Annotated in this window: 28 protein-coding genes and 1 riboswitch; of the genes, 18 read left to right on the top strand and 10 right to left on the bottom strand. The window is 72.2% G+C overall.

Going from position 1 to position 25,253, the window contains the following annotated elements:
* The first annotated feature begins 43 nt into the window (after window positions 1-43).
* The 6 genes from CCZ36_RS07435 to CCZ36_RS07410 all read left to right on the top strand — a co-directional run bounded on the left by CCZ36_RS07435 (window position 44) and on the right by CCZ36_RS07410 (window position 5,008).
* Window positions 44-850 (top strand): metallophosphoesterase family protein, encoded by an 807-nt coding sequence (locus CCZ36_RS07435; RefSeq protein WP_069737759.1) that lies wholly within the window; start codon window positions 44-46, stop codon window positions 848-850.
* A 109-nt stretch (window positions 851-959) separates the two neighbouring features.
* A complete protein-coding gene (locus tag CCZ36_RS07430) occupies window positions 960-1,409 on the top strand; it encodes an SRPBCC family protein (RefSeq protein WP_069737760.1) in 450 nt (149 codons plus the stop codon).
* 5 nt (window positions 1,410-1,414) lie between these two features.
* On the top strand, window positions 1,415-2,602 hold the full coding sequence (locus CCZ36_RS07425; protein WP_128817253.1) for an ArsA family ATPase: 1,188 nt from the start codon (window positions 1,415-1,417) through the stop codon (window positions 2,600-2,602).
* A gap of 82 nt (window positions 2,603-2,684) precedes the next feature.
* Window positions 2,685-3,155, top strand: a complete 471-nt coding sequence (locus tag CCZ36_RS07420) for a DUF5304 domain-containing protein (RefSeq protein WP_069737762.1) — start codon at window positions 2,685-2,687, stop codon at window positions 3,153-3,155.
* A gap of 75 nt (window positions 3,156-3,230) precedes the next feature.
* Window positions 3,231-4,172: an ROK family glucokinase gene (locus tag CCZ36_RS07415; protein WP_069737763.1), complete on the top strand. Its 942-nt coding sequence runs from the start codon at window positions 3,231-3,233 to the stop codon at window positions 4,170-4,172.
* Window positions 4,173-4,252: 80 nt separating this feature from the next.
* Window positions 4,253-5,008 carry an endonuclease/exonuclease/phosphatase family protein gene (locus tag CCZ36_RS07410; protein ID WP_069737764.1) on the top strand — a complete coding sequence of 252 codons (756 nt, stop codon included), beginning with the start codon at window positions 4,253-4,255 and terminating at the stop codon, window positions 5,006-5,008.
* A gap of 1 nt (window position 5,009) precedes the next feature.
* Here the strand turns inward: CCZ36_RS07410 and CCZ36_RS07405 are convergent, their stop codons facing one another.
* Entirely contained in the window at window positions 5,010-5,705 is a 696-nt protein-coding gene (locus CCZ36_RS07405; RefSeq protein WP_128817251.1) for a hypothetical protein, read from the bottom strand.
* Entirely contained in the window at window positions 5,698-6,477 is a 780-nt protein-coding gene (locus CCZ36_RS07400) for an alpha/beta hydrolase (RefSeq protein ID WP_010070450.1), read from the bottom strand. Before CCZ36_RS07400 ends, CCZ36_RS07405 begins: the two co-directional genes overlap by 8 nt.
* Window positions 6,478-6,716: 239 nt before the next feature.
* Here CCZ36_RS07400 and CCZ36_RS07395 point away from each other — a divergent pair, with 239 nt between their 5' ends.
* The 4 genes from CCZ36_RS07395 to CCZ36_RS07380 all read left to right on the top strand — a co-directional run bounded on the left by CCZ36_RS07395 (window position 6,717) and on the right by CCZ36_RS07380 (window position 10,538).
* Window positions 6,717-7,454, top strand: coding sequence for a lysophospholipid acyltransferase family protein (locus CCZ36_RS07395; RefSeq protein WP_176734666.1), 738 nt, complete (start codon window positions 6,717-6,719; stop codon window positions 7,452-7,454).
* A gap of 49 nt (window positions 7,455-7,503) precedes the next feature.
* On the top strand, window positions 7,504-8,757 hold the full coding sequence (gene macS, locus CCZ36_RS07390; protein WP_069743777.1) for a MacS family sensor histidine kinase: 1,254 nt from the start codon (window positions 7,504-7,506) through the stop codon (window positions 8,755-8,757).
* Entirely contained in the window at window positions 8,754-9,458 is a 705-nt protein-coding gene (locus tag CCZ36_RS07385; RefSeq protein WP_069737769.1) for a response regulator, read from the top strand. The genes macS and CCZ36_RS07385 overlap by 4 nt, the downstream gene beginning before the upstream one ends.
* A gap of 84 nt (window positions 9,459-9,542) precedes the next feature.
* The gene (locus CCZ36_RS07380) at window positions 9,543-10,538 is read left to right on the top strand and encodes a 2-hydroxyacid dehydrogenase (RefSeq protein WP_069737770.1); all 996 of its coding nucleotides are present in this window, start codon (window positions 9,543-9,545) and stop codon (window positions 10,536-10,538) included.
* A gap of 15 nt (window positions 10,539-10,553) precedes the next feature.
* Here the strand turns inward: CCZ36_RS07380 and CCZ36_RS07375 are convergent, their stop codons facing one another.
* Together CCZ36_RS07375 and CCZ36_RS36885 are read right to left on the bottom strand one after the other, a co-directional pair.
* Complete coding sequence (locus tag CCZ36_RS07375) at window positions 10,554-12,497, bottom strand: anthranilate synthase family protein (protein ID WP_128817249.1); 1,944 nt, start codon at window positions 12,495-12,497, stop codon at window positions 10,554-10,556.
* Between the two features lie 136 nt (window positions 12,498-12,633).
* Entirely contained in the window at window positions 12,634-12,702 is a 69-nt protein-coding gene (locus tag CCZ36_RS36885; protein ID WP_107403777.1) for a trp operon leader peptide, read from the bottom strand.
* 102 nt (window positions 12,703-12,804) lie between these two features.
* Between CCZ36_RS36885 and CCZ36_RS07365 the strand changes: the two genes are divergently transcribed.
* Window positions 12,805-14,151 carry a class II 3-deoxy-7-phosphoheptulonate synthase gene (locus CCZ36_RS07365; protein WP_069737831.1) on the top strand — a complete coding sequence of 449 codons (1,347 nt, stop codon included), beginning with the start codon at window positions 12,805-12,807 and terminating at the stop codon, window positions 14,149-14,151.
* 163 nt (window positions 14,152-14,314) lie between these two features.
* Window positions 14,315-14,557 carry a (2Fe-2S)-binding protein gene (locus CCZ36_RS07360; RefSeq protein WP_128817247.1) on the top strand — a complete coding sequence of 81 codons (243 nt, stop codon included), beginning with the start codon at window positions 14,315-14,317 and terminating at the stop codon, window positions 14,555-14,557.
* 15 nt (window positions 14,558-14,572) lie between these two features.
* On the opposite strand, the gene bfr is transcribed toward CCZ36_RS07360, so the two are convergent.
* Complete coding sequence (bfr, locus tag CCZ36_RS07355; protein ID WP_007451289.1) at window positions 14,573-15,052, bottom strand: bacterioferritin; 480 nt, start codon at window positions 15,050-15,052, stop codon at window positions 14,573-14,575.
* Window positions 15,053-15,210: 158 nt separating this feature from the next.
* On the opposite strand from bfr, the gene CCZ36_RS07350 reads away from it, so the two are divergent.
* On the top strand, window positions 15,211-15,843 hold the full coding sequence (locus CCZ36_RS07350; protein ID WP_069737773.1) for a sulfite oxidase-like oxidoreductase: 633 nt from the start codon (window positions 15,211-15,213) through the stop codon (window positions 15,841-15,843).
* A gap of 53 nt (window positions 15,844-15,896) precedes the next feature.
* Here CCZ36_RS07350 and CCZ36_RS07345 read toward each other — a convergent pair whose 3' ends face one another.
* The 5 genes from CCZ36_RS07345 to thiO form a co-directional block, all read right to left on the bottom strand.
* Complete coding sequence (locus tag CCZ36_RS07345) at window positions 15,897-16,769, bottom strand: deoxyribonuclease IV (RefSeq protein WP_069737774.1); 873 nt, start codon at window positions 16,767-16,769, stop codon at window positions 15,897-15,899.
* Between the two features lie 6 nt (window positions 16,770-16,775).
* The gene (gene pknB, locus CCZ36_RS07340) at window positions 16,776-18,710 is read right to left on the bottom strand and encodes a Stk1 family PASTA domain-containing Ser/Thr kinase (protein ID WP_128817245.1); all 1,935 of its coding nucleotides are present in this window, start codon (window positions 18,708-18,710) and stop codon (window positions 16,776-16,778) included.
* 152 nt (window positions 18,711-18,862) lie between these two features.
* Window positions 18,863-19,657, bottom strand: a complete 795-nt coding sequence (locus CCZ36_RS07335) for a thiazole synthase (protein ID WP_069737776.1) — start codon at window positions 19,655-19,657, stop codon at window positions 18,863-18,865.
* Window positions 19,658-19,659: 2 nt separating this feature from the next.
* Window positions 19,660-19,923, bottom strand: coding sequence for a sulfur carrier protein ThiS (gene thiS, locus CCZ36_RS07330; protein ID WP_237302603.1), 264 nt, complete (start codon window positions 19,921-19,923; stop codon window positions 19,660-19,662).
* Window positions 19,920-21,125: a glycine oxidase ThiO gene (thiO, locus tag CCZ36_RS07325; RefSeq protein WP_128817243.1), complete on the bottom strand. Its 1,206-nt coding sequence runs from the start codon at window positions 21,123-21,125 to the stop codon at window positions 19,920-19,922. The genes thiS and thiO overlap by 4 nt, the downstream gene beginning before the upstream one ends.
* Window positions 21,122-21,235, bottom strand: a riboswitch (TPP riboswitch). (Overlaps the previous gene by 4 nt.)
* A 109-nt stretch (window positions 21,236-21,344) precedes the next feature.
* On the opposite strand from thiO, the gene CCZ36_RS07320 reads away from it, so the two are divergent.
* From CCZ36_RS07320 to metF, 5 genes are all read left to right on the top strand, one after another.
* Window positions 21,345-21,689, top strand: coding sequence for a hypothetical protein (locus CCZ36_RS07320; protein WP_069743782.1), 345 nt, complete (start codon window positions 21,345-21,347; stop codon window positions 21,687-21,689).
* A 118-nt stretch (window positions 21,690-21,807) separates the two neighbouring features.
* Window positions 21,808-22,983 carry an NAD(P)/FAD-dependent oxidoreductase gene (locus CCZ36_RS07315; protein WP_234427720.1) on the top strand — a complete coding sequence of 392 codons (1,176 nt, stop codon included), beginning with the start codon at window positions 21,808-21,810 and terminating at the stop codon, window positions 22,981-22,983.
* 82 nt (window positions 22,984-23,065) lie between these two features.
* On the top strand, window positions 23,066-23,431 hold the full coding sequence (locus tag CCZ36_RS07310) for an Rv2175c family DNA-binding protein (protein ID WP_069737780.1): 366 nt from the start codon (window positions 23,066-23,068) through the stop codon (window positions 23,429-23,431).
* Window positions 23,432-23,534: 103 nt separating this feature from the next.
* Window positions 23,535-24,194, top strand: coding sequence for a thiamine phosphate synthase (gene thiE, locus CCZ36_RS07305; protein ID WP_069743785.1), 660 nt, complete (start codon window positions 23,535-23,537; stop codon window positions 24,192-24,194).
* A gap of 136 nt (window positions 24,195-24,330) precedes the next feature.
* Window positions 24,331-25,248, top strand: a complete 918-nt coding sequence (gene metF / locus CCZ36_RS07300; protein WP_128817239.1) for a methylenetetrahydrofolate reductase [NAD(P)H] — start codon at window positions 24,331-24,333, stop codon at window positions 25,246-25,248.
* Window positions 25,249-25,253: the final 5 nt, after the last annotated feature.

The following is a 25,253-nucleotide window of genomic DNA, read 5'->3' as shown; positions in this document are numbered from 1 at the left end:
GGAGGGTCTACCAGGGGCCGGAGGGGCACTCTAGGGTGATCGCATGCGAGGTAGCGAACCGGACAGCCGGGGACCGGCCACCAGGCCGACCCGGATCCACGTGGTCAGCGACGTGCACGGCAACACCGAAGCCCTGGCCCGCGCGGGGGACGGCGCCGACGCGCTGATCTGCCTCGGTGACCTGGTGCTCTTCCTCGACTACGCCGACCACTCGCGCGGCATCTTCCCCGACCTGTTCGGCGAGGAGAACGCGAGCCGCATCGTCGCCCTGCGCACCGCCCGCCGCTACGACGAGGCCCGCGCCTTCGGCCGCGAGCTGTGGGCCGGCCGCGACCGCAACACCGAGATCCTCGGCGCCGTACGCAAGCAGTACGCCGAACTCTTCGCGGCCTTCCCCACCCCGACGTACGCCACTTACGGCAACGTCGACGTCCCCCGCCTCTGGCCCGAGTACGCACGCCCCGGCACCACCGTCCTCGACGGCGAACGCGTCGAGATCGGCGGCCGCGTCTTCGGCTTCGTCGGCGGCGGCCTCAGGACCCCGATGAACACCCCGTACGAGATCAGCGACGAGGAGTACGCCGCCAAGGTCGAGGCGCTCGGCCCGGTCGACGTCCTCTGCTCGCACATCCCGCCCGAGGTGCCCGAGCTGACCTACGACACCGTCGCCCGCCGCTTCGAACGCGGCAGCACCGCCCTGCTGGACGCGATCCGCACCACCCGCCCCCGATACGCGCTTTTCGGCCATGTACACCAGCCGTTGGTCCGCCGGATGCGTATCGGTACCACCGAGTGCGTCAACGTCGGCCACTTCGCGTCGACGGGAACGCCCTGGGCGCTGACCTGGTGAGCGCGGGAGCCCGGGCCGTGGACCGGAGCGCCCCGGGCACGCGATAGCCTGCACAGCGGCAGGCTCCTGCCGACAGCGACCGGTATCACCGCACTGGAGGGCCACGGCGATGGCTGAACACACCAGCTCGAGCATCACGATCGAGGCGGCACCGGCCGACGTCATGGGCGTGATCGCCGACTTCGCCCGCTACCCGGAGTGGACCGGCGAGGTCAAGGAGGCCGAGGTCCTCTCCACCGACGACCAGGGCCGCGCCGAGCAGGTCCGCCTCGTCCTGGACGCCGGGGCGATCAAGGACGACCACGTCCTCGCCTACACCTGGACCGGCGAGAACGAGGTCAGCTGGAGCCTCGTCAAGTCCCAGATGCTGCGCTCCCTGGACGGCACCTACGCCCTCACCCCCGTCGCCGGCGGCGAGCGCACCGAGGTCACCTACCGACTCGCCGTCGACGTCAAGATCCCGCTGCTCGGCATGATCAAGCGCAAGGCCGAGAAGGTCATCATCGACCGCGCCCTCGCCGGTCTGAAGAAGCGCGTCGAGTCCGCCCCCCAGGCCTGAGCGACATGCGTACGGTCCTGGTCACCGGCCCCGGCGGCGCGGGCCGTACCACCGTCGCGGCGGCCACCGCACTGGCCGCCGCCGACGACGGCAGCCGCACCCTGCTGCTCTCCGCCGAGGCCATACCCGGCCTCCCGGCCGCCACCGGACCCACCCCGGTCACCGACCGCCTCGACCACGTCCGCATCGACTCCGGCGAGCACTTCCGCGCCGAACTCACCGAGCTGCAGAACCGCGCCTCCGGCGTCCTCGACCTGCTCGGCGCGGGCCGGCTCGACGGCGAGGAGCTCACCGAACTCCCCGGCTCCCCGCAGCTCGCCCTGCTGCACACCCTGCGCCGGGCCGTGGCGGGCGACCTGTCCGGCTACGACACCCTCGTCGTCGACCTCCCGCCGCTGACCGAGGCCCTGGCCCTGCTCGCCCTCCCCGAACAGCTCCGCCGCTATCTGCGCCGGCTGCTCCCCGCCGAACGCCAGGCCGCCCGTGCCCTGCGCCCCGTCCTCGCCCAGCTCGCCGGGGTCCCGATGCCCGCGCAGTGGCTGTACGAGGCCGCCGCCCGCAAGGACGAGGAGCTGGCGGCGGTCCAGGCCCTCATCGAGGACGAGGCCACCACGCTCCGGCTGGTCGCCGAGCCCCGCCCGGCCGCCGAGGACGCCCTGCGCACCGCCCGGACCGGCCTCGCCCTGTACGGGCTGACCGCCGATCTGCTGGTCGCCTCCCGCGTACTGCCCCGGCACTCCTCGGACCCCTGGTTCGCCGCGCTCGCCGCCCAGCAGGAGAAGTGCCTGGACCACTGGCGCCAGGACCTTGCCCCGGACCTCCCCGTGCACGAGGCCGCCCACCCGGGCCGCGACCCCGAGGGCGTGGGGGACCTGGCCGCGCTGGGGATCCCCGCCCCCGACGACCGGACGCCCGGCCGGGCCGGCGACCCCTGGTGGACCGAGGAGGAGCAGGACGCCGAGGACGGGACCACGACCATCGCCTGGTGCCTGCCGCTGCCGGGGGCCGTCAAGGAGGACCTGCGCCTGGTCCGCCGGGGCGACGAACTGCTCCTGACCGTCGGCCCCTTCCACCGGATCGTGCGGATCGCCTCCGCGCTGCGCCGCTGCACCGTCTCCGGCGCGGCCCTGGCCGACGGGGTGCTGCGGGTGCGGTTCACCCCGGACCCGGCCCTGTGGCCGCGTACCTCCTGAACGCCGTGCGGCCGTTCGGGTAACGTCGGTAGTACGTGAACCGCAGGCCGACCGTCGGCCGCCCGCGTCGCAGGAGTCCGCCATGAGTGAAGCCACCGATCGTCCCGTCGACGGCGACGCGTGGGCCGACGCCTGCGCCGAGGACCTCGCGGCCGAGAAGGCCCGCCGCCGCGCGCAGTACGGCCCGCCGCCCGGATCCGCCGCCGAGGAGCTGCGCAAGCTGGTCGACGCCGTCGCCGACAAGGTCTCCTCGCTCCAGACCCCGCTGCTCGGCGTCGCCGCCCAGGGCGCGGTCCAGCAGGCCATCCGGCAGGCGAGGTCCGCCGTCGAACCGGTCATCGAACGCAACCCGCAGGTCTTCGACCACCTCGCCGCGGCGGGCAACGAACTGCTGGCCGCCTACCGCTCCGCGGTCGAGGGCCAGGAGAGCCGCTGGACCCGCACCACCGAGGGCGCGTCGGGCGGTTCAGGCCCCTCGAAGAAGGCCGCCGACGACCCGTCCGACCCCCGCGACGAGGGCCCTTCCGGCACCGAACGGATCGACCTGGACTGACCGGCTCCGGCCGGTACCGGGCGCGGCCTCGGGTACGGTTGGCCTTAGCGGGGCTCGACCGAAACTGAGGGATTCATGGGACTCACCATCGGCGTCGATATCGGCGGCACGAAGATCGCGGCTGGAGTGGTCGACGAAGAGGGCCGGATCCTCTCGACGTTCAAGGTGGCGACCCCGCCGACGGCCGAAGGCATCGTCGACGCGATCTGCGCGGCGGTCGCCGGGGCGAGCGAGGGCCACGACGTGGAGGCCGTCGGCATCGGCGCCGCCGGTTACGTCGACGACAAGCGCGCCACCGTCCTGTTCGCACCGAACATCAACTGGCGTCACGAGCCGCTCAAGGACAAGGTCGAGCAGCGCGTCGGTCTGCCCGTCGTCGTCGAGAACGACGCCAACGCCGCGGCCTGGGGCGAGTACCGCTTCGGGGCCGGCCAGGGTCACGACGACGTCATCTGCATCACGCTCGGCACCGGCCTCGGCGGCGGCATCATCATCGGCAACAAGCTGCGCCGCGGACGCTTCGGCGTGGCCGCCGAGTTCGGCCACATCCGGGTCGTCCCGGACGGTCTGCTCTGCGGCTGCGGCAGCCAGGGCTGCTGGGAGCAGTACGCCTCCGGCCGCGCCCTCGTCCGGTACGCCAAGCAGCGCGCCAACGCCACCCCCGAGAACGCCGCCGTGCTGCTCGGCCTCGGCGACGGCTCGGTGGACGGTATCGAGGGCAAGCACATCAGCGAGGCCGCCCGCCAGGGCGACCCCGTGGCCACCGACTCGTTCCGCGAGCTGGCCCGCTGGGCCGGCGCCGGACTGGCCGACCTCGCCTCGCTGTTCGACCCGTCCGCTTTCATCGTCGGCGGCGGCGTCTCGGACGAGGGCGAGCTAGTCCTCGACCCGATCCGCAAGTCGTTCCGGCGCTGGCTGATCGGCGGCGAATGGCGCCCGCACGCCCAGGTGCTCGCTGCGCAACTCGGCGGCAAGGCAGGGCTGGTGGGCGCGGCCGACCTGGCCCGCCAGGGCTGAGTCCGGTACGGCACGACGCCTTCGGACGCCCGCCGCCGCCCTCCGGGGCAGCGGCGGGCGTCCGCCGTATCGTGGGCCGCATGGTCCTGACGCCGCTGCCCGACTCCCGTACCGAGCCGGACGGTTCAGCCGTGATCCGGGTGCTGAGCTACAACGTCCGCTCGATGCACGACGACACCGCCGCCCTGGCCCGCGTCATCCGCGCCTGCGCACCCGATCTGGTCCTCGTCCAGGAGGCCCCGCGCTTCTTCCGCTGGCGCAAGGCCGCCGCCCGGCTCGCCAGGAGCAGCGACCTGGTGGTGCTGAGCGGCGGGGCCACCGCCGCCGGGCCTCTGCTGCTGTGCTCGCTGCGCGCACGGGTCGAGCGCACCGAGGACGTCCTGCTGCCCCTCACCCCCGGCCTGCACCGCCGGGGCTTCGCCACCGCCGTCGTCCGGATCGCCGGGGCCCGGCTCGGGGTGCTGAGCTGCCATCTGAGCCTCCAGCGCGACGAACGCCTCGCCCAGGCCGGCCGGCTGCTGGAGCGGCTCGCCTCGATGGGCGTGGAGCACGCCGTGGCGGGCGGCGATCTCAACGACGTACCGACGGGGAAGGCGTTCCGGCATCTGGCCGGGCCGCTCCAGGACTGCCGGGCCGTCGCCCCGTGGGGCGGCGAGCTGACGTTCCCGCCCGACGAGCCCCGTAAGCGCATCGACGCCGTCTTCGCGACCCCGGGCATCGAGGTGCTCGGCTGCGGGGTGCCGGCCGGGCTCCCCGGGGTCAGTGACACAGACCTGAGGGCGGCCACGGACCATCTGCCGGTCCTGGCCGCCCTCAGAGTGCCTGCCACGCGGTGAGCTACACGACCGCGCCCCGCCCCGGGTCGCCGAAGGTGTCGTCATCGTCGTCGCTCGGCATCCGGGCCACCAGGGTGGCGAAGCCGCCGAGGAAGCCGCCGATGCAGATCGTGGTGAGCCACCACGTCATCTCCCACTGGAGCAGCACCGCGATCAGCATCAGCACCGGCCCGCCGATCACCGCGAGCCAGGCGAACTTCGCCGTGACGTCGGCCTCCGGCAGCGGCGGCGGCTCCGGGGGCACGAAGTGGCCCTCGTCCCCGTCGTCCGGCTGGTCGATGCCGTCGTCCTTGGACTCGGGCAGCTCGTAGTCACGCGGGCCCGCGACGCCGGGCGCGAAGACCACCGAGCTGCCCAGCGGCTTCTTCTCCGACGGCTTCGGGGGCGTCTTGCCGGACCCCTTGTCCGCCGGGTCACCGGCCGGACCGTCGCCGGACCCCGTCACATTGCGCTGGTCGTCCTCCAGCAGGGCCAGGTCCTCGATGGACTTGAACGGCTTGGCGCCCGGCGGGTCCGGCGGTTCCTCCCCGTACCCCGCGACGATCGCGGCCCACGCCGCGTCCTCGTCGACCGCCCGCTCCTGCTCCGCTCCCTCGGCCCCCGCCGGCTTCGTCCCCTCCGGGACGGCCGCCGGCTCCGTGGGGCGCGGTTCGCGCTCCTCGTCGCTGCCTGTGCGATCCGCGTCGTGCTCAGCCACCGGACGTGCTCCCCTTCATCCCGACGTTCGGTGCGAGACGGCCGATGAACCGGTAGCTCTCATCGAAGATCCGCTCCGCATCATGGTCCAACGTCGCCACGTGGTAGCTCTGTTCCAGCAGGATCTCGGAAACATCCGTGGAGGAGATCCGGCTGAGGATCCGCGCGCTGTCGGCGGGCGGCACGACATGGTCCTGCGGGCTGTGCAGCAGCACCACCGGCTGGGTCACCTGGGGCAGCTCCCCGTCGACCAGCCGGAAGAACTTCCGCACCGAGTGGGCGCAGTGCAGCGGGACGCGGTCGTACCCCACCTCGTGGGAGCCGGGCAGCGCGATGTCGTCGGCCAGCCCCTTCGTCGTACGGACGAGGTGGCGGGCGACCGGCAGTGCGTACGCCGAGAGGCCGTGCACCTTGTTGGCCGGGTTCACCAGCACCAGACCGCTGATCGCGTCTCCGTGCTTGGCCGCGAGCCGCAGGGACAGCGCGCCGCCCATGGACAGCCCGAAGACGAAGACCTGCTCGCACTTCTCGGTGAGGACCCGCAGCTCCCGGTCCACCTCCGCGTACCAGTCCTGCCAGCCGGTGGCCGCCATGTCCTCCCAGCGGGTGCCGTGGCCGGGCAGCAGCGGCAGCGAGACCGTCAGTCCGCGCTCGGCGAGATAGTCGGCCCAGGGGCGCAGCGACTGCGGGGATCCGGTGAAGCCATGGCAGAGGAGGACGCCGACCTCTCCGCCCTCGTGGCGGAACGGCTCGGCTCCAGGGAGGACCGGCACCAGGGTCTCCTGTTCGTGGGACGGGGCGGGGGAGGGCGCACCTGGGGGAGTGCTTGACGGATGACTTCACCGTACGCGACCGGACCGACACCGACCAGGGCCGTCACGCCCTCACGCGGCGCCCCGCACGGCCCGGCCCGGACGCCGGGTCTCCCCATGCCGGGCAACGGCCGCGACGACGGCACAGGCTAATCTCTAGCGACAGCACACAGGAGGAACCAGAGTTGATCTACGGTGCCATGAAGTTCTCCATCGGCGGGTCCCTGAAGCTCGCCTTCCGGCCGTGGGTGGAGGGCCTGGAGAACATCCCCGAGCGTGGGCCCGCGATCCTCGCCAGCAACCACCTCTCGTTCTCCGACTCGTTCTTCCTCCCGGCCGTGCTGGACCGCAAGGTCACGTTCATCGCCAAGGCCGAGTACTTCACCTCGCCCGGGGTGAAGGGCAAGCTCACCGCCGCCTTCTTCAAGGGCGTCGGCCAGCTCCCCGTCGACCGCTCCGGAGCCCGTGGCGCCGGTGAGGCGGCGATCAGGGCGGGCATCCAGGTCATCGAGAGCGGCAACCTCTTCGGCATCTACCCCGAAGGCACCCGCTCGCCCGACGGCCGCCTCTACCGCGGCAAGCCCGGCGGTCTCGCCCGGGTGGCCCTGGCCACCGGCGCCCCCGTCATCCCGGTCGCCATGATCGACACCGAGAAGATCCAGCCGCCCGGCCAGGTGGTGCCCAAGCTCATGCGCCCCGGCATCCGGATCGGCAAGCCGCTGGACTTCAGCCGCTACCAGGGCATGGACGGCGACCGCTTCATCCTGCGCTCGGTGACCGACGAGGTGATGTACGAGATCATGAAGCTCTCCGGCCAGGAGTACGTGGACATCTACGCCACCGCCGCCAAGCGCCAGCTCGCCGACGAGGCGAAGGCCAGGGCCGAGGAGGCCAAGCGGGAGCGGAAGCAGGCCGCCGCGGGCAACGAGAACGGATAAGGAACGGTCCGGCGCGTAACCGCGTCGTTCACCGTCCGGGGGGTGGGGCATGGCCAAGCGTGAGCGGGTCGTACGGATGTCGGTCGAGCTGCCGCTGTGGCGTGCGCTGACGGGCTACCGCGTCCTGACGATGATCTACGCGGTACTGCTCGCGATCTTCGGCAAGGACAACGTCGGGCGGGAGAGGTTCGAGCGGCCCTGGATCGCCGTCGCCTATCTGGCGTTCCTCGCCGTGTGGACGCTCGCCACCCTGCCCAAGGTCCGCTCGGCGGCGAACTGCACCAAGCGCTTCCTCGGCGCCGACCTCGTCGTCGCGCTGACCGGCATCCTGCTCACCCCGCTCGCCGACGTCGACTCCCAGTCCTTCGACGGCCCGACCCTGCCGTCGATCTGGACGGCCGGCGCGGTCCTCGCCTTCGCCATCAAGGGCGGCTGGCGGTGGGCGGCCTTCGCCTCCACCTTCGTCGCCGCCGCCAACATCATCCAGCGCGGCGAGCCCAGCCGGGACACCTACCACAACGTCCTGTTGGTCTGGGTCGCCTCCATCGCCATCGGGTACGTCGTCGAGGTCGCCCGCGCCAGTGAGCGCACCCTCGCCCGCGCCCTGGAGATCGAGGCCGCCACCCGCGAACGCGAACGGCTCGCCCGCGACATCCACGACAGCGTGCTCCAGGTCCTCGCCATGGTCCAGCGCCGCGGCGCCGCCATCGGCGGCGAGGCGGCCGACCTGGGCCGGATGGCCGGGGAGCAGGAGGTCGCCCTGCGCACCCTGGTCTCCAGCGGCCTGGTGCCCCCCACCCGGGTCTCGGAGGACGCCGCCGAGGGCGCCGTGGTCCGCACGATCGAGGTCGACGAAGAGGCGGGCCCCGCCGACCAGGCCCCCTGCGATCTGCGCGCCCTGCTCGCCCCGCACGCCGGATCCCGGACCAGCTTCGCCGAGCCGGGCGCCCCGGTGCTGCTCCCCGCCGCCTCGGCCCGGGAGCTGGCCGCCGCCGTCAGCGCCGCCCTCGACAACGTCCGGGTACACGCGGGCCCGGACGCCCAGGCGTGGATCCTGGTCGAGGACGAGCCGGACGAGGTGATCGTCACGGTCCGGGACGACGGCCCCGGCATCCCCGAGGGACGGCTCGACCAGGCGGAGGGGGAGGGACGGCTCGGGGTGGCGCTCTCCATCCGGGGCCGGCTGCGCGACCTGGGCGGCACGGCAGAGCTGATCTCGGTGCCCGGACAGGGCTGCGAGGTCGAATTGAAGGTTCCCAAAGCACCGAAGGTTTCCCGGGGGAAGGCAGGAACGGGCCGATGAGCACGCAGAACACACCACAGGACGAGCGGGGGTCGGCGGACCGGCCCATCAGGGTCATGGTCGTCGACGACCACCCCATGTGGCGCGACGCGGTCGCCCGCGACCTGACCGAGTCCGGCTTCGACGTCGTCGCGACCGCCGGGGACGGCCCGCAGGCGGTCCGCCGGGCCAAGGCGGTGAGCCCGGACGTCCTGGTCCTCGACCTGAACCTCCCCGGCATGCCCGGCGTCCAGGTCTGCAAGGAACTCGTCGGCTCCCACCCCGGCCTGCGGGTCCTGGTCCTCTCCGCGAGCGGCGAGCACGCCGACGTCCTGGAGGCGGTGAAGTCCGGGGCCACCGGCTATCTGCTGAAGTCCGCCTCCACCCAGGAGCTGACCGACGCCGTCCGCTCCACCGCGGCCGGCGACCCGGTTTTCACCCCGGGCCTGGCCGGCCTGGTCCTCGGCGAGTACCGCCGGCTCGCCTCCGACCCCGCACCCGTGGCGTCCGACGAGCCCAAGGCGCCGCAGCTCACCGACCGGGAGACCGAGGTGCTGCGGCTGGTCGCCAAGGGGCTCTCGTACAAGCAGATCGCCGAACGCCTGGTGATCTCGCACCGCACAGTCCAGAACCATGTGCAGAACACCCTCGGCAAACTCCAGCTGCACAACCGGGTGGAGCTCGTGCGGTACGCCATCGAGCGTGGCCTCGACGACGTCTGATCCGGCGGGGGCGGGGCCGTGGCCGTATATTCGCGCTGACCGGCCCTGCCCTGCTCCGTCCCCAGACACAGCTCGGGAGAACCCGTGGAAATCCTGGCCTTCGGTGTGCAGTCCGACGAGAAGCCCCTGATCGAGAAGGCCTTCGAGGGGCTGCACGAGGTCCGCTGCCTCGACGTCTTCCTCAACCGGGACACCGCCCTCATCGCGGCCGGCCACGAGATCATCTCCACCAGCGTCAACGCCGACCTGAGCGCCCCGGTGCTCCAGACGCTCGCCGCGGGCGGCACGCAGATGATCGCCCAGCGCTCCACCGGCTTCAACAACATCGACCTGGAGGTCGCCGAGCGGCTCGCCCTGCGCGTCGCCCGGGTCTCCTACTATTCGCCGTACTCGGTCGCCGAATTCGCCTGGACCCTCGCCATGGCGGTCAACCGGCGCATCGTCCGGGCCGCCGGCCGCACCCGGGACTTCGACTTCCGCCTCGACGGGCTGCTCGGCCGGGACATGCGCGGCCGAACCGTCGGCGTGCTCGGCACCGGCAAGATCGGCGAGGCGTTCACCCGGATCGCCCACGGCTTCGGCATGAAACTGCTCGGCTGGGACGTCGTGGAGAACCCGGCCTGCGTCGGGCTGGGCATGGAGTACGTGGAGAAGGAGCGGCTGTTCGCCGAGGCCGACCTCATCAGTCTGCACGTACCGCTGCTGACCGCCACCCAGCACATCATCGACGAGGGCGCCCTCAAGGCGATGAAGGACGACGCGATCCTCGTCAACTCCAGCCGCGGCGGCCTCATCGACACCGCCGCCCTGGTCACCGAACTCCGCGCGGGCCGTTTCCTCGGCGTCGGACTCGACGTGTACGAGGCGGAGGCCGGGCTGTTCTTCCTCGACAAGTCCCTGGAGGGCATCGACGACGACACCCTCGCCCGCCTGGTGACCTTCCCCAACGTCGTGGTCACCTCGCACCAGGCGTACTACACCGAGGACGCGGTGGGCCAGATCATCGACGCGACCGTCAAGAACGTCACCGACTACCTGGCCCGCCGCACCAGCGAGAACGTCCTCGTGCCGAGGAGCTGAGCGGCCCCGGCCCGTTCAGCCCGCCACGGGCAGCCCCGCCAGCAGCTCCGTCACAATCGCCGAGCCCCGCACGGTCAGCACCGACTCCGGGTGGAACTGCACCGAGGCGAAGCCCGGCCCGCGCAGCGCGTGCAGCTCGCCGCTCTCCTCGTCACGGCTCACCTCGACCCCGTGCGCGGCCAGCTCGGCGGCGGCCGGACCGTCGCAGCGGGCGGTGAAGCTGTTGTAGAACCCCACCGTCTCGGGCCGCCCGAACAGCTCGATCCGCGTCTGCGCCCCCTGGTACGGCACCGCCTTGCGGGCGATCTCCAGGCCCAGCTCCGCCGCGATCAGCTCGTGCCCGAGGCAGACCCCCAGCAGCCCGTGCCGGTGGTCGCGCAGCAGCTCGGCGGCGAGCTCCCGCAGCAGCAGCATCTTCGGGTCGGTGAGGTCACCCGGGTTCCCCGGGCCGGGGCCCAGCACCACGGGCCCCTCGTGCGCCCGGACCGCCTCGCGCAGCCCCGGCTCGTCGTACCGGCGTACCGAGACGTCAAGACCGGACGCCCGCAGCAGATGGGCCAGCATCGCGGTGAACGTGTCCTCGCCGTCCACCACCAGGGCGTGCCCGGACAGGTCCCGGACGCGCTCCTGCATCCGCAGCCAGAACGGGGCGAGCCCGCCGCGCCGGTCGTCCAGCGCCGCCTGCACCCGGGGGTCGGCGGCCAGGCGCGGCCGGTCCGCCTCCGCCGCCGGGCGCCCCGGCCGCACCCCGAGGGCGGCCAGCACCCCGGCCGCCTTGGCGTGCGTCTCGGCGACCTCGCCCGCCGGATCCGAGTGGCGTACGAGCGTGGCCCCGACCGGCACCTTCAGCGAACCGTCGGGAGCGATGTCGGCGGTACGGATCAGGATCGGCGAGTCCAGCGTCTGCGCCCCGTTCGCGTCCCGGCCCAGCAGGGCCAGCGCCCCCGCGTAGTAGCCGCGGCCCCCGGACTCGTACCGTTCGATCACCCGGCACGCGTTCTGCACCGGGGAGCCGGTCACGGTCGCCGCGAACATCGTCTCGCGCAGCACGTCCCGCACGTCCAGCGAGGACTTCCCGCGCAGCTCGTACTCGGTGTGCGCGAGATGGGCCATCTCCTTGAGCCGGGGCCCGACCACCACTCCGCCCATGTCGCCCACCGTGCACATCATCTTCAGCTCCTCGTCCACCACCATGGACAGCTCCTCGCTCTCCTTGCGGTCGCCGAGGAACGCCAGCAGGCTTGCCGCGGTGGGACCCTCCGCCGGGTAGCGGTACGTCCCGCTGATCGGGTTCATCACGACCGTCCCGCCCGACATCCGCACATGCACCTCGGGGCTGGCCCCCACCAGGGTCCGCCCACCCGTCGCCCGCCCCGAGGCGGAGGCCCCTTCGGGCCCGCTGCCACCTGTGTGCACGACGAACGTCCAGTACGCGCCCCGCTCGCCCGCCAGCAGCCGCCGGAACAGCGCCAGCGCGTCCGCCCGCCCGAAGCCGGGGATCTCGCCCCGGAACGTCCGCCGGATCACGAAGTTCGCGCCCTCGCCCTGCCCGATCTCGTCCCGGATCACGCTCCGCACGATGTCCGCGTACTCCTCGTCCGGCACATCGAAGCCGAGGTCCGACACGGTCACCTCGTGCGCGGGCAGCGCCGCCAGCACCTCCGCGAGCTCCAGCTCATGACACTCGTCGGCGACCAGCACGCTCAGCGGCGTCCCGTCGTCGCGGACGTCGAAGCCGCGCTCGGCGATCTGCCGGAACGGCACGAGGGCCAGCGCCGGCGACGCGCCCACCGGCAGGTCGGCCAGCCGGTCGACCTCCCGCACCCCACCGATCAGCAGTTCGACGTGATCGTGGTCACGGCCGGGCGTCCGGCGGCGCAGCAGGGCGAACGGCGGGGCGTCCTCCGCCAGCAGCCGGCCGATGAGGGCGGAGGCGGATCGGGACGAGGTCTGGGACATGGGAGCAGCTTCCTTCCGGACGGCCCGTACGGAGGACCCACAGGGGATCCGTACGGGTTCACAGGGAGAGGAACGGCTCCTGGACACGGAAAAGGCCGCCCCTCGGGCGGCCTTCGCGAAGTGTCAGCGCGATGAATCAGCGGGCCGCCGGATGAGCGGTCCACCACCAGTTCTGGATCGAGATCCGGATCTGTCGCGTCGACATGCCCCGACCTTAGCGGACGACCCCGGCGCCGAAGCGGGTGTCTCACCTATTGAGCGCTCGAATGGACGCTCTCCCGGACCCCGTAATGTTGTCTGCGTGACCGTGAACGCCAATACCTCCGTCGCCGGTGGCAACACCTGGCGAGACCTTCCCGCGGCGCAGCAGCCCGAGTACCCCGACTCCGAGGCGCTGCGCGATGTACTCGCGGACCTCGCGTCGTATCCGCCGCTCGTCTTCGCGGGCGAGTGCGACCAGCTGCGCGCCCGTCTGGGAGCCGTCGCCAAGGGCGAGGCGTTCCTGCTCCAGGGCGGCGACTGTGCCGAGGCCTTCGACGCCGTGTCCGCCGAGCACATCCGGGCCAAGCTGAAGACGCTGCTCCAGATGAGCGCCGTCCTGACCTACGCCGCCTCCGTGCCGGTCGTCAAGGTCGGCCGGATCGCGGGCCAGTACTCCAAGCCGCGCTCCAAGCCGACCGAGACCCGCGACGGCGTGACCCTGCCGACCTACCGCGGCGACTCGGTGAACGGCTTCGCCTTCACCGAGGAGGCACGGGTCCCGGACCCGCAGCGGCTGAAGCAGATGTACCACGCGTCCTCCTCCACGCTGAACCTGGTGCGCGCCTTCACCACCGGCGGTTACGCCGACCTGCGCCAGGTCCACGCCTGGAACCAGGACTTCGTGAAGTCGTCCCCCGCCGGCCAGCGCTACGAGGCCCTGGCCCGCGAGATCGACAACGCGCTCAACTTCATGAAGGCGTGCGGCACCGACCCGGCCGAGTTCAAGGCGGTCGAGTTCTACGCCTCGCACGAGGCGCTGCTGCTGGACTACGAGACGGCGCTGACCCGCACCGACTCGCGCACCGGCGAGCTGTACGACACCTCCGGCCACATGGTCTGGATCGGTGAGCGCACCCGCCAGATGGACGGCGCGCACATCGAGTTCGCCTCGAAGGTCCGCAACCCCATCGGCATCAAGCTCGGCCCGACGACCACCGTCGACGAGGCGCTCGCCTACGTCGACCGCCTCGACCCCGAGCGCGAGCCCGGCCGGCTGACCTTCATCGTCCGCATGGGCGCCGACAAGGTCCGCGACAAGCTCCCCGAGCTGGTCGAGAAGGTCACCGCCTCGGGCGCGACCGTCGCCTGGGTGACCGACCCGATGCACGGCAACACCTTCGAGGCCGCCTCCGGCCACAAGACGCGCCGTTTCGACGACGTCCTGGACGAGGTCAAGGGCTTCTTCGAGGTACACAAGGGCCTCGGCACCCACCCGGGCGGCATCCACGTGGAGCTGACCGGCGACGACGTCACCGAGTGCGTGGGCGGCGGCCACGAGATCTTCGTGGACGATCTGCACCAGCGCTACGAGACGGCCTGCGACCCCCGGCTCAACCGCAGCCAGTCGCTCGACCTGGCCTTCCTCGTCGCCGAGATGTACCGCGACCAGTAGAAGTCTCCGCCGGACGCACCTGTGGGGCACGGATCCATGTGATCCGTGCCCCACAGTCGTACCCAGGGCTTTTGCGCCACCCGGGGGGCGGGTAAGGTTAGGTTAGCCTCACCGACGAAGACCGGGGCGGCATCAGCGACCGACCCGCAGGGAGGTGAACCGCATGTACGTCTGTTCCTGCTTCGGCGTCACCGAGGCCCAGGTCAAGAAGCATGCGGACGCCGGTGCCTGCACACCCCGGCAGATCGCGTCGGCCTGCAAGGCCGGCACGGACTGCGGCGGATGCGTGCGCCGTATCCAGGCTCTGCTGGGACGCGGCGACTGCCCGCGCCGCGAGATGCTCGATCAGCGGCAGGAACCCGTGGTCGCCGCCGTCGCGCGCCCCGCCCGCTCCGACGCCGCCTGAGCGGCCGGCCGGCGGTCAGCTCTCCGGCTGCTCGATCAGCTGGGCGATGTAGAGCGGCTCACCGAGCTTCTCGACCAGCTCCAGCTGGGTGTCGAGATAGTCGATGTGGTGCTCCTCGTCCTCGAGGATCGACTCGAAGATGTTCGCGGAAGTGATGTCGCCCTTGCCGCGCATTACCTCGATACCGCGCTTGAGGCGGTCGATCGCCTCCACCTCGACCTGGCGGTCCGCCTGGAACATCTCGGTGACCGTCTGGCCCACCCGGACGTGGAAGAGTCGCTGGTAGTTCGGCAGCCCGTCCAGGAACAGGATCCGGTCGGTGAGGATCTCGGCGTGCTTCATCTCGTCGAAGGACTCGGCCCGGGTGTACTTGGCGAGCTTGGTCCACCCGAAGTTGTCCTGCATCTTCGCGTGCAGGAAGTACTGGTTGATGGCAGTCAATTCGGCGGTCAGCTGCTCATTGAGAAACTCAAGGACCTCGGGGTCGCCCTGCATGGCAAAGGCTCCTTCCAACCGGTGATCGATCTGGCAAGTTGGCCAGATCCTCGCACCGTGCCCAGCGGCCGTCCAGTAAGTGCACGCTTAGTACGAGTTGCCCCTATGAGGGTCCTCCCTGGTCATGACCACCCCTGCCTGTCTGTCACCATGGAGACATGGGTCAGCCGGAAAGCCGGGAGAATCGCGGAGCGGAACAGTCGGAGCTTCCACCAGGACAGCGACTGCAGCGCGGATGGCCGGTCACCCACTACGGGCCCGTTCCCAAGTTCAAGCCCGACCGCTGGGAGTTCCGGGTCTTCGGGGCCACCGCCGACGGCGACAAGCACTGCTGGAGCCACCAGGACTTCTCGGCGCTGCCGTTCTCCTCCGTCGTCGCCGATCTGCACTGCGTGACGAAGTTCAGCATGCTCGGCGCCGAATGGGGCGGAGTCCCGGCGAGCGCGATCCTCGAACTGGCGCCGCCCGCCGCCGACGCCACCCATGTGATGGTCTGGGCGGAGTACGGCTTCTCCTCGAACCTGCGCCTGGCCGACTTCGCCTCCGAGCGCACCCTCTTCGCCACCCACAAGGACGGCGAACTCCTCACCGCCGAGCATGGCTTCCCGCTCCGTCTCGTCGTCCCGCACCTGTACGCCTGGAAGGGCCCCAAATGGGTCCGCGGCATCGAGTACATGACGGCGGACCGGCGCGGATTCTGGGAGGAGCGGGGCTACCACAACATCGGCGACCCCTGGTCCGAGCAGCGCTACTCCTACCAGGAGGAGCCGGGCGACGGCCCGGAGCTGTAGCGCCGGCTCCCGTGACGGTCCGGAGCCGCCGCACCGGCTTCCCCGTGGCCGGTTCAGCTCCGGCGGCTCTCCCGCAGCTTCTTCAGCCGGGCCACGTCCGCCGCGTGCCCCTCCTTGCCGCCGGGCGTCTCGATGATCAGCGGTACGCCCTCGGTCGCCGGATGGGCGAACAGCTCGGCGAACGGCTCCGCCCCGATATGACCGGCGCCGATGTTCTCGTGCCGGTCCTTGTGGGCGCCCACGACGTCCTTGGAGTCGTTGGCGTGGATCAGCTTCAGCCGCCCCTCGCCGACCGTCTCCACCAGCAGGTCCAGCGTCTGCCGCATCCCCGACGGACCGGTCAGGTCGTGTCCGGCGGCGTAGATGTGGCAGGTGTCCAGGCAGATGCCCAGCTTCGGGTGGGAGTCCAGCGCCTCGAAGTACGGTCCGAAGTCCCAGGTCCGGGAGCAGAGCGAGAAGCCCTGGCCCGCCGTCGACTCCAGCAGCAGATCCGGGTCGTCGTCATGGGTCAGCTCGTCCAACAGCGGACGCATGTGCTCCCGCACCTGGGCCAGCGCCTCGGCGCGCGGCCGCCCGCCGGTCGCCGAACCGGTGTGCACCACCACGCCCAGCGCGCCGATCTCCCTGGCCCGCCGCAGCGAGTGGCGCAGGGACTCCACGGACTTCTCCACCGTCGCCTGGGTGTGCGAGCCGAAGTTGATCAGATACGGGGCGTGGACGTACGCCGGCATCGAGGCCGCCGCGCACGCGGCGCGGAACAGCTCGTCCTGCGCCGGGTTCCCGGCGGGCGTCGCCCAGCCGCGCGGATTCGCCACGAAGACCTGCACGGTCTCCGCCGCCAGCTCGCGCGCGTACTCAAGGCCCACCTTGGCGAGGCCGCCGGCCACCGGGACATGCCCGCCCACCGGGTTCCGCGGAGAGTTCATCAGGTTCTAGAACCCCTTGGTCTTGATGGTGATCGTGGAGCCCTCGGGGGCCTGTTCGCCGCCGTCGACGGACTGGCTCGCGATCGTGTCGCTGAACGAGAGGAACGGCCGGTCGACCTTCACCTCGAAGCCCGCCTCCTCCAGGGTGCTCCGTGCCTCGTCGACGTCCCGGCCGGTGACGTCGGGGACGTCCAGCATCCGGGGGCCCTTGGAGACGGTCAGCTGGATCGTGTCGCCCTCGGCGGCCTCGGTCCCCTCGCCGGGGGACTGCTCGGCCACATCGCCCGCCGCCTCGGGGGAGTGCACCCGGCCGGGCAGCACCTCGGCCCGCAGCCCCTCGGCCTCCAGCTCGGCGGTGGCATCCTCGGCGGAGAGCCCGGTGACGTCCGGGACGTCGATGGGCGCGCCCTTGCTGACGACGAGCGCCACGGCCGTGTCCGGATTGCGGTCCGTACCGGCGCGGGGATCCGTGCGGATCACCTCGCCCCGGTCCACCCCCTCGCTGAACTCCCTGGTCACCATCCCCGGGACCAGCCCCACCTTCTTCAGGGAACGCCGGGCGTCCGCGAGGGAAGCACCCACCACATCGGGCACCCGCACGATCTCCGGCCCCCGTGAGACGACGAGCCGCACCGAGCCGTTGCCCCGGATCCGGTCGCCGGAGGCGGGCTCGCTGCTGACGACCTCGCCCCGCTCGACCGTGTCGCTGAAGACCCGGTCCACGCCCTTCAGCCCGAGCCCGGCGTCCGCGAGCCGCTTCTCGGCGGTCTGCTGGGTCTGCCCGAGCAGCGAGGGGACCTGGGTGAACTGGCCGGAGTTGATGTACCAGACGCCCGTGCCGATCCCCAGGGTCAGCAGGACGGCGGCGAGCGCGATGATCAGCTTGCGGTGCGGCCCGGCGAACGGACCGCGCCGGCCGGCCGGGCGCCGGGGCGCGGCATCGGGTCCCGCCGGAGGCATCGCCAGGCGGCTGGTGCGGTGCACCCCGCCCCCGTCGCCGTCCTCCGGGAGGGCCCGAGGGATCACGCTCGTTCGGTCGTCCGCGCCGTCGTGGGAGTCCGACAGCGCCTGCGGCGGTACGGCGTCCAGCTCGGCGTCGGTCAGCCCGGCGCGGGCCTCACGGGTCTCGGCCAGCAGCAGCACCGCGTCGTGCGGACGCACCTCGGGGTTGCGGGCGGTCGCGCTCGCCACCAGGGAGTCCAGCGCGACCGGGAGCCCCGGCACGACGGCGGACGGGGCCGGGACGTCGGCGTTGAGGTGCTGGTAGATCACCTGGGCGGCGTTCTCGCCGGTGTGCGGCTTGGCGCCGGTGAGCATCTCGTACAGCACGACCCCGCAGGCGTACACATCGCTGCGGGTGTCGGCGGTGCCGTGCTCGATCTGCTCGGGGGCCAGATACGACACCGTGCCCAGCAGCGAACCGGTGGTGTCGGTGGCCGTGCCGACCGCCCTGACCAGGCCGAAGTCGGCGACCTTCACCCGGCCGTCGTCCCCTATCAGGACGTTCTCCGGCTTCATGTCGCGGTGCACGAACCCGGCCCGGTGCGCGGCGCCGAGCGCGGCGAGGACCGGCTCCAGGATGTCCAGCGCCGCCCGGGGCTGGAGGGCGCCGCGCTCGCGCAGCACGTCACGCAGGGTGCAGCCCGCCACATACTCCATCGCGAGATAGACGTACGCGCCCTCGGCGCCCTGGTCGAAGACCGCGACGACGTTGGGGTGAGCCAGGCGGGCCACCGACTTGGCCTCCCGGATGAAGCGCTCGACGAACGAGACGTCGGTGGCGAGCGCCGGGTGCATCACCTTGAGGGCGAGCACCCGGTCCAGGCGGGTGTCCACGGCCCGGTAGACCGTGGCCATCCCGCCGACGGCGATGCGCGCCTCGATGCGATACCGGCCGTCGAGCAGCTGCCCGACGAGCGGGTCCTGGAGGGTCGTGTCCACCCCGAGAGTCTACGAGCCGCCACCGACACCCCGGACGGGCCGGTGCACTCACGGGGCGGTTCTGCAGCCGATCCGTGACAGGCGATCCAAGCCCCTCCGGCGATCGAGGAGCGGGGGTCCGGGGGGCAGCGCCCCGGAACACGTGCCGCGGCTCAGAACGCCGGCCGCTCCGGATCGAGCACCGCCCGCCCGTCCACCGGCGACGACGCCTCGGCGAAGTGGCGGCGAGGAATCCGACCGGCACGGTGGGCCAGCCGACCCGCCTCCACCGCGTGACGCATCGCACCCGCCATCAGCTCCGGCTCCTGGGCCCGGGTCACCGCCGAGGCGAGCATCACGGCGGAGCACCCCAGCTCCATCGCCAGCGCCGCGTCCGATGCGGTCCCGGCCCCCGCGTCCAGGATCACCGGGACGCCGGCCCGCTCCACGATCAGTTCGAAGTTGTGCGGGTTGCGGATGCCGAGCCCGGAGCCGATGGGGGAGCCCAGCGGCATGATCGCCGCGCACCCCACGTCCTCCAGCTTCCGGGCGAGGACCGGGTCGTCGTTGGTGTACGGCAGCACCGTGAACCCGTCGTCGACCAGGATCTCCGCCGCGTCCAGCAGCTCGATCGGGTCGGGAAGCAGGGTCCGCTCGTCGGCCACCACCTCCAGCTTCACCCAGTCGGTGTTGAGCGCCTCCCGGGCCAGCCGGGCGGTCAGCACCGCCTCACCGGCGGTGAAGCAGCCCGCGGTGTTCGGCAGGACCTGGATGGAGAGCCGCTCCAGCACCGAGAGCACCGACCCCTGCACGGTCGGGTCGAGCCGGCGCATCGCGACCGTGGTCAGCTCGGTGCCCGAGGCGATCAGCGACCGCTCCAGCACCTCCAGGCTCGGGGCCCCGCCGGTGCCCATGATCAGCCGGGACCCGAACGTGGCGGGCCCCAGCGTGAAGACGTCGTCCGACATGGTCAGCCTCCCTGTACGGCCGTCAGGACCTCGACGCGATCGCCGTCGCCGAGCGTCGTGGCGGCCCACTGGCCGCGCGGGACGACGCTCTCGTTGACCGCCGCGGCGACCCCGGACCGGGCCTGGGTGAGGGTGCCGACCAGGGCGTCCAGGTCGGTCCCGGCGGGAAGGGCACGGGCTTCCCCGTTCACCGAGACGGAAACGGCGGCGGTCGCGGTGGCTTCCGGCACGGCGCCGGCCTCCGGCGCTGCTGGCTGCTGGCTCATACGGGCTGCTCCTGGAGTACGGGGGCGGCGGCGGGCTCGAAGCGACCGGGGGCGAAGGGCCGGGCCGCTTCGGGCAGCTCGCCGGTGGTCAGGGCGTCGGCCATCGCGTCCCCGGTGACCGGTGTCAGCAGGACGCCGTTGCGGTGGTGACCGGTGGCGAGCAGAAGACCGGGCAGGGCGGTCGGGCCGAGCAGCGGGGCGTTGTCGGGCGACGCGGGACGCAGCCCCGCCCGGGTCTCGGTGAGCGGCAGCTCGGTGATGCCGGGGACCAGCTCATGGGCGTCGCGCAGCAGCTCGTACACCCCGCCGGCGGTGACCGTGGTGTCCCAGCCCATCTCCTCGCTGGTGGCGCCGACGACCAGCTCGCCGTTCTCGCGCGGTACGAGGTAGAGGTGGCCGCCCCGGACCACGGCGCGCACGGTGCGGCTGAGGAAGGGGGCGTACGCCGGGGGCACGGTGAGCCGGAGGACCTGGCCCTTGACCGGGCGGACCGGTGGCACGAGCTCCGGCGGAAGCCCCGCGAACCGGCCGCTGAGGCTGCCGGCGGCGAGCACGACCTGATCGGCCGCGAACTCCGTACCGTCGCCCAGCGCCGCCCCGGTGGCTCGGCCCTCGCCGAGGGTGAGCCGCTCGGCGGTCGTCCGGCGGAACGCGACCCCGGCCCGCTCGCACGCCGTCAGCAGCGCCGAGGCGAGGCGGCGCGGGTCCACCTGGTGGTCACCGTCGACCCGGAGGCCGCCCCGGACGCCGGGGGCGAGCATCGGTTCCAGCCGACGGCACTCCCGGCCGGTGAGCCAGACCGATTCCAGGCCCGAACGCTCCTGGAGGGCGTGCAGTTCGCGCAGATGCGCCCGGTCGTCGGAGTCCAGGGCGACGGCGAGCGTGCCGCAGCTCCGGAAGCCGGTGTCCCGGCCGCTCGCCTCCTCCAGCTCCTCGACGAACGCCGGATAGCGGGCGGCGGAGGCGAGGTTGAGTCCGAGCAGCATCTGCTCGCCGTAGTGCAGTTCGGTGACGGCGGCCAGCATGCCCGCCGCGACCTGCGCGGCCCCGCCGCCCGGTGCGGGATCGGCCACGGTGACGGTCAGCCCGCGCTGCGCGGCCCGCCACGCGGTGACGAGGCCGATGATGCCGCCCCCGATGACGAGGACGTCGGATCCGGCGGTTCTCCTTGAGGCTCCTGAGGTGTTCCCCGAGGCGCACATGGGTGTCCAACCCCTCCCTTCGCCGGCATGACCCGGAGCAGGTTCGTACGGTCGGAGGCCGTTCAGCCTCCCTCTCAGCCCGGTGCGTCCGGGCTCCCGCGAGTGTTCTACGTTGGCCACCCTAGGGCCTGTCGTCAACCTGCCGCCCGCCGGGCGGCGACGGCAGTTCGACGACGGGCCCTCCCCCCTGCCCACCGCACTGCCAAGGGAGCAGCCATCATGGCCCGTTCGCTCGACGGTCTCGTCCTCGCGCCCGTCGCCGACCAGGCCCCGGGCCAGGTCGGCACCCGTACCCGCTTCACGTACCACGAGCAGGGCGGCCGGATCTGGGCCGAGTACACGGGCGGCGACGTGGTCCGCGGCCATCTCGTCGGCACCCGGGACGGGGACGCGCTGGACTTCCGCTACGTCCAGCTCAAGCAGGACGGAACGACCTCCTCCGGGCACTGCCTCTCGACCGTCGTCGACCTCGCGGACGGCCGGGTCCGGCTGGAGGAACGGTGGCGGTGGGAGTCCCAGGAGGGCAGCGGGACGAGCGTGGTGGAGGAAGTGGCCTCTTGCTGACGGCCGTCGTCCAGCCGGCCATCTTCCTGACGTATCGTCAGGTGACTAAGGTGGACAGGTGAGCGAGCAGCAGACGGAGAAGAGTCCCGCCCGGAACGTCGTGATCGTCGGCGCGGGCATGGCGGGCGTGCAGAGCGCCGTCGCCCTGCGCGAGGCGGGCTTCACCGGTCCCGTCACCCTGATCGGTGCCGAACCCCACCAGCCCTACGACCGCCCGCCGCTGTCCAAGGCCGTGCTGCTGGGCAAGGCCGAGGACTCCGCCTTCGACGTCGACTTCGAGGCGCTGGACATCACCCTGCGCCTCGGCCTGGACGTCACCGCCCTGCGCGCCGCCGCCCATGTGCTGGACACCGCCGAGGGCCCCGTCCCCTACGACTCCCTCGTCCTCGCGACCGGCGCGGAGCCCATCGCCCTGCCCGGCACCGAGGGCGTGCCCGGCGTCCATCTGCTGCGCACCCTCGACGACGCCGCCCGGCTGCGGCCCGTCCTGGACCGGCAGCACGACGTGGTCGTCGTCGGCGCGGGCTGGATCGGCGCGGAGTTCGCCACCGCCGCCCGCGCCGCGGGCTGCGCCGTCACCGTCGTCGAGGCCGCGGCCCGCCCGCTCGCGGGCACCCTGCCCGCCGAGGTGGCGGCCCCGATGGCCGCCTGGTACGCCGAGAGCGGCGCCGAACTCCTCACCGGGGCCCGGGTCGAGCGCGTCGAGGAGGGGGCCGTGGTCCTCGCGGACGGCCGCACCCTGCCCGCCGGGGCCGTGGTCGTCGGCATCGGCGCGCGCCCCGCCACCGGCTGGCTGGCGGGCTCCGGGATCGCGCTCGGCCAGGACGGCTCGGTCACCGCCGACAGCGCCCTGCGCACCTCGCTGCCCGATGTGTACGCGGTCGGCGACTGCGCCTCCTTCCCCTCCGCCCGCTACGGGACCCGCCTCCTGGTCCACCACTGGGACAACGCCCTGCAAGGGCCGCGCACCGCGGCCGCCGCGATCATGGCGGCGGAGAGCGGCGAACCGCTCCCGGTCCACGACCCCGTCCCGTACTTCTGGTCCGAGCAGTTCGGCCGCTTCGTGCAGTACGCCGGCCACCACGCCGACGCCGACACCCTGCTGTGGCGCGGCGACGCGGCGGACGCGGCCTGGTCGGTGTGCTGGCTGAGCGAGGGCGCGCTCGTCGCCGTGCTCGCCGTGGGCCGCCCGCGCGATCTGGCCCAGGGCCGCAGGCTCATCGAGTCGGGGGCCGTCCTCGACCCGGAGAAGGCCGCCGACCCCGCCGTACCGCTGAAGTCCGCCGCCCTCTGACCGCCCCGGCGGCCGGCGCCGGCGCCCCCCGTACGGTCGGCCCGGGTACCGGCTGTCAGTCCCAGGTGGCACGCTTGTCCCTGTGACCGAGATTGACGCAAAGACCGATGCTCTCGTCCCTGCCTGGCTCCACCTCCCCGACATCGCCGAGATGCTCGATGTCGAGGTGACGCGCGTACGCCAGCTGGTCAAGGAGGGCCAGCTCATCGCCGTACGCCGTGGTGAGAACCGGACGCTCCAGGTGCCCGCCGCCTTCATCGACGGCGACAAGGTGGTCAAGGGCCTCTCCGGCACCCTGACCCTCCTGAAGGACGACGGCTTCTCCGAGGAAGAGATGCTGGAGTGGCTCTTCACTCCCGACCCGACCCTGCCCGGCACCCCCGCGCAGGCGCTGAGCGAGAATCGCGGGACGGAGGTGAAGCGCCGCGCCCAGGCGCTCGCCGTCTGACCGATACGACAGGAAGCGGTGCGCGGGCCGTCCGACACGGCCCGCGCACCGTCACGACCACGGGGGACCCGCTCCGCCGTGACGACCACGGGGGAGATCCACGATGTCCACGCCGTCCACGCCTCGCGAGCAGTTGTCCGACGCCCGGCTCTACCTGTGCACGGACGCGCGCAAGCGCCAGGGCGACCTCCCCGCCTTCCTGGACGCCGTGCTCGCCTCCGGCGTCGACATCGTCCAGCTCCGGGACAAGGGCATGGAGGCCGCCGAGGAGCTGGACCACCTCGCGGTCTTCGCCGACGCCTGCCGCCGGCACGGCAAGCTCCTCGCCGTGAACGACCGCGCCGACGTCGCCCACGCCATCGGCGCCGACGTCCTCCACCTCGGCCAGGGCGACCTGCCCGTCCCCGCCGCCCGCGCGATCATCGGCGGCGACCGGCTGATCGGCCGCTCCACCCACGCCGAGGCCGAGGTCGACGCCGCCGTCGCCCAGGACGGCGTGGACTACTTCTGCACCGGCCCCTGCTGGCCCACCCCCACCAAGCCCGGCCGTCACGCACCCGGCCTCGACCTCGTGCGCTACGCCGCCTCGCTCGGCAGCCGGCGCCCCTGGTTCGCGATCGGCGGGATCGACGCGGGCAATCTGGACCAGGTGCTGGACGCCGGGGCCCGCCGCGTCGTCGTCGTCCGGGCGATCACCGAGGCCGACGACCCGGCCGCCGCCACCGCCGAACTGGCCCGCCGCGTCCGGGAGCACACGGTCTGAACCCCGGGTGTACGGGCGACGGGCATCCCGGGCCGCTGTCCGGGAGTGTCCGAGGAGTGGACAACACTCCGGCAAAACCAGACAAAGTTTCCCGCTCTGGTTGGGGGAGCGTCCGCCCCCTGGTTAATCTCCCCTTATGGCCCTTGGAACAGCTTCCACCAGGACGGATCACGCGCGCACCGTGCGTGAGCTGCTGGCGACCGGCAAGACGTCGTACTCCTTCGAGTTCTGGGCGCCCAAGACGGAGAAGGGCGAGCGCAACCTCTGGAACGCGCTGCGCCGGGTCGAGGCGGTCCGGCCGAGTTTCGTCTCCGTGACGTACGGCGCCGGCGGTTCCACCCGGGCCGGGACGGTCAAGGCCACGCAGGAGATCGCGGCGGACTCCACGCTGACCCCCGTCGCCCACCTCACCGCGGTCAATCACTCCATCGCCGAGCTGCGCAACATGGTCGGGCAGTACGCCGACGCGGGCATCAGGAACATCCTCGCCGTCCGCGGTGACCCGCCGGGCGACCCGATGGGCCCGTGGGTGGAGCATCCGCAGGGCGTGAGGTACGCCGCCGACCTCGTCCGCCTCATCAAGGAGTCGGGCGACTTCTGCGTCGGCGTCGCGGCATTTCCCGAGATGCACCCCCGGTCCACCGACTGGGAGACGGACATCGGTCATTTCGTGGACAAGTGCCGGGCGGGCGCGGATTACGCGATCACTCAGATGTTCTTCCGCCCGGAGGACTATCTCCGGATGCGTGACCGCGTGGTCGCTGCGGGTTGCGAAACGCCGGTGATCCCCGAGGTCATGCCCCTCACCAGCGTGAAGCAATTGGAAAAGTTCTCCCAGCTCAGCAACGCGACCGTGCCCGCGTCGTTGAAAGAGCGCATCCTCGCAGCCAAGGACGATCCCGCCGCTGTACGCTCCATTGGCATCGAGTTCGCAACGGAGTTCTGCGCGAAGCTGCTGTCCGAGGGTGTGCCCGGGCTGCACTTCATCACGCTCAACAACTCGACGGCTACGCTCGAAATCTACGAAAAACTCGGACTGCACAAGCAGTCGTGACCGGT

Origin of the sequence: Streptomyces sp. S063, assembly GCF_002832675.1 — a bacterium.
Taxonomy (GTDB): Bacteria; Actinomycetota; Actinomycetes; order Streptomycetales; family Streptomycetaceae; genus Streptomyces; species Streptomyces sindenensis.
The sequence above is the reverse complement of the archived record's forward strand: the minus strand, read 5'-3'. Positions and strand labels throughout refer to the sequence as shown.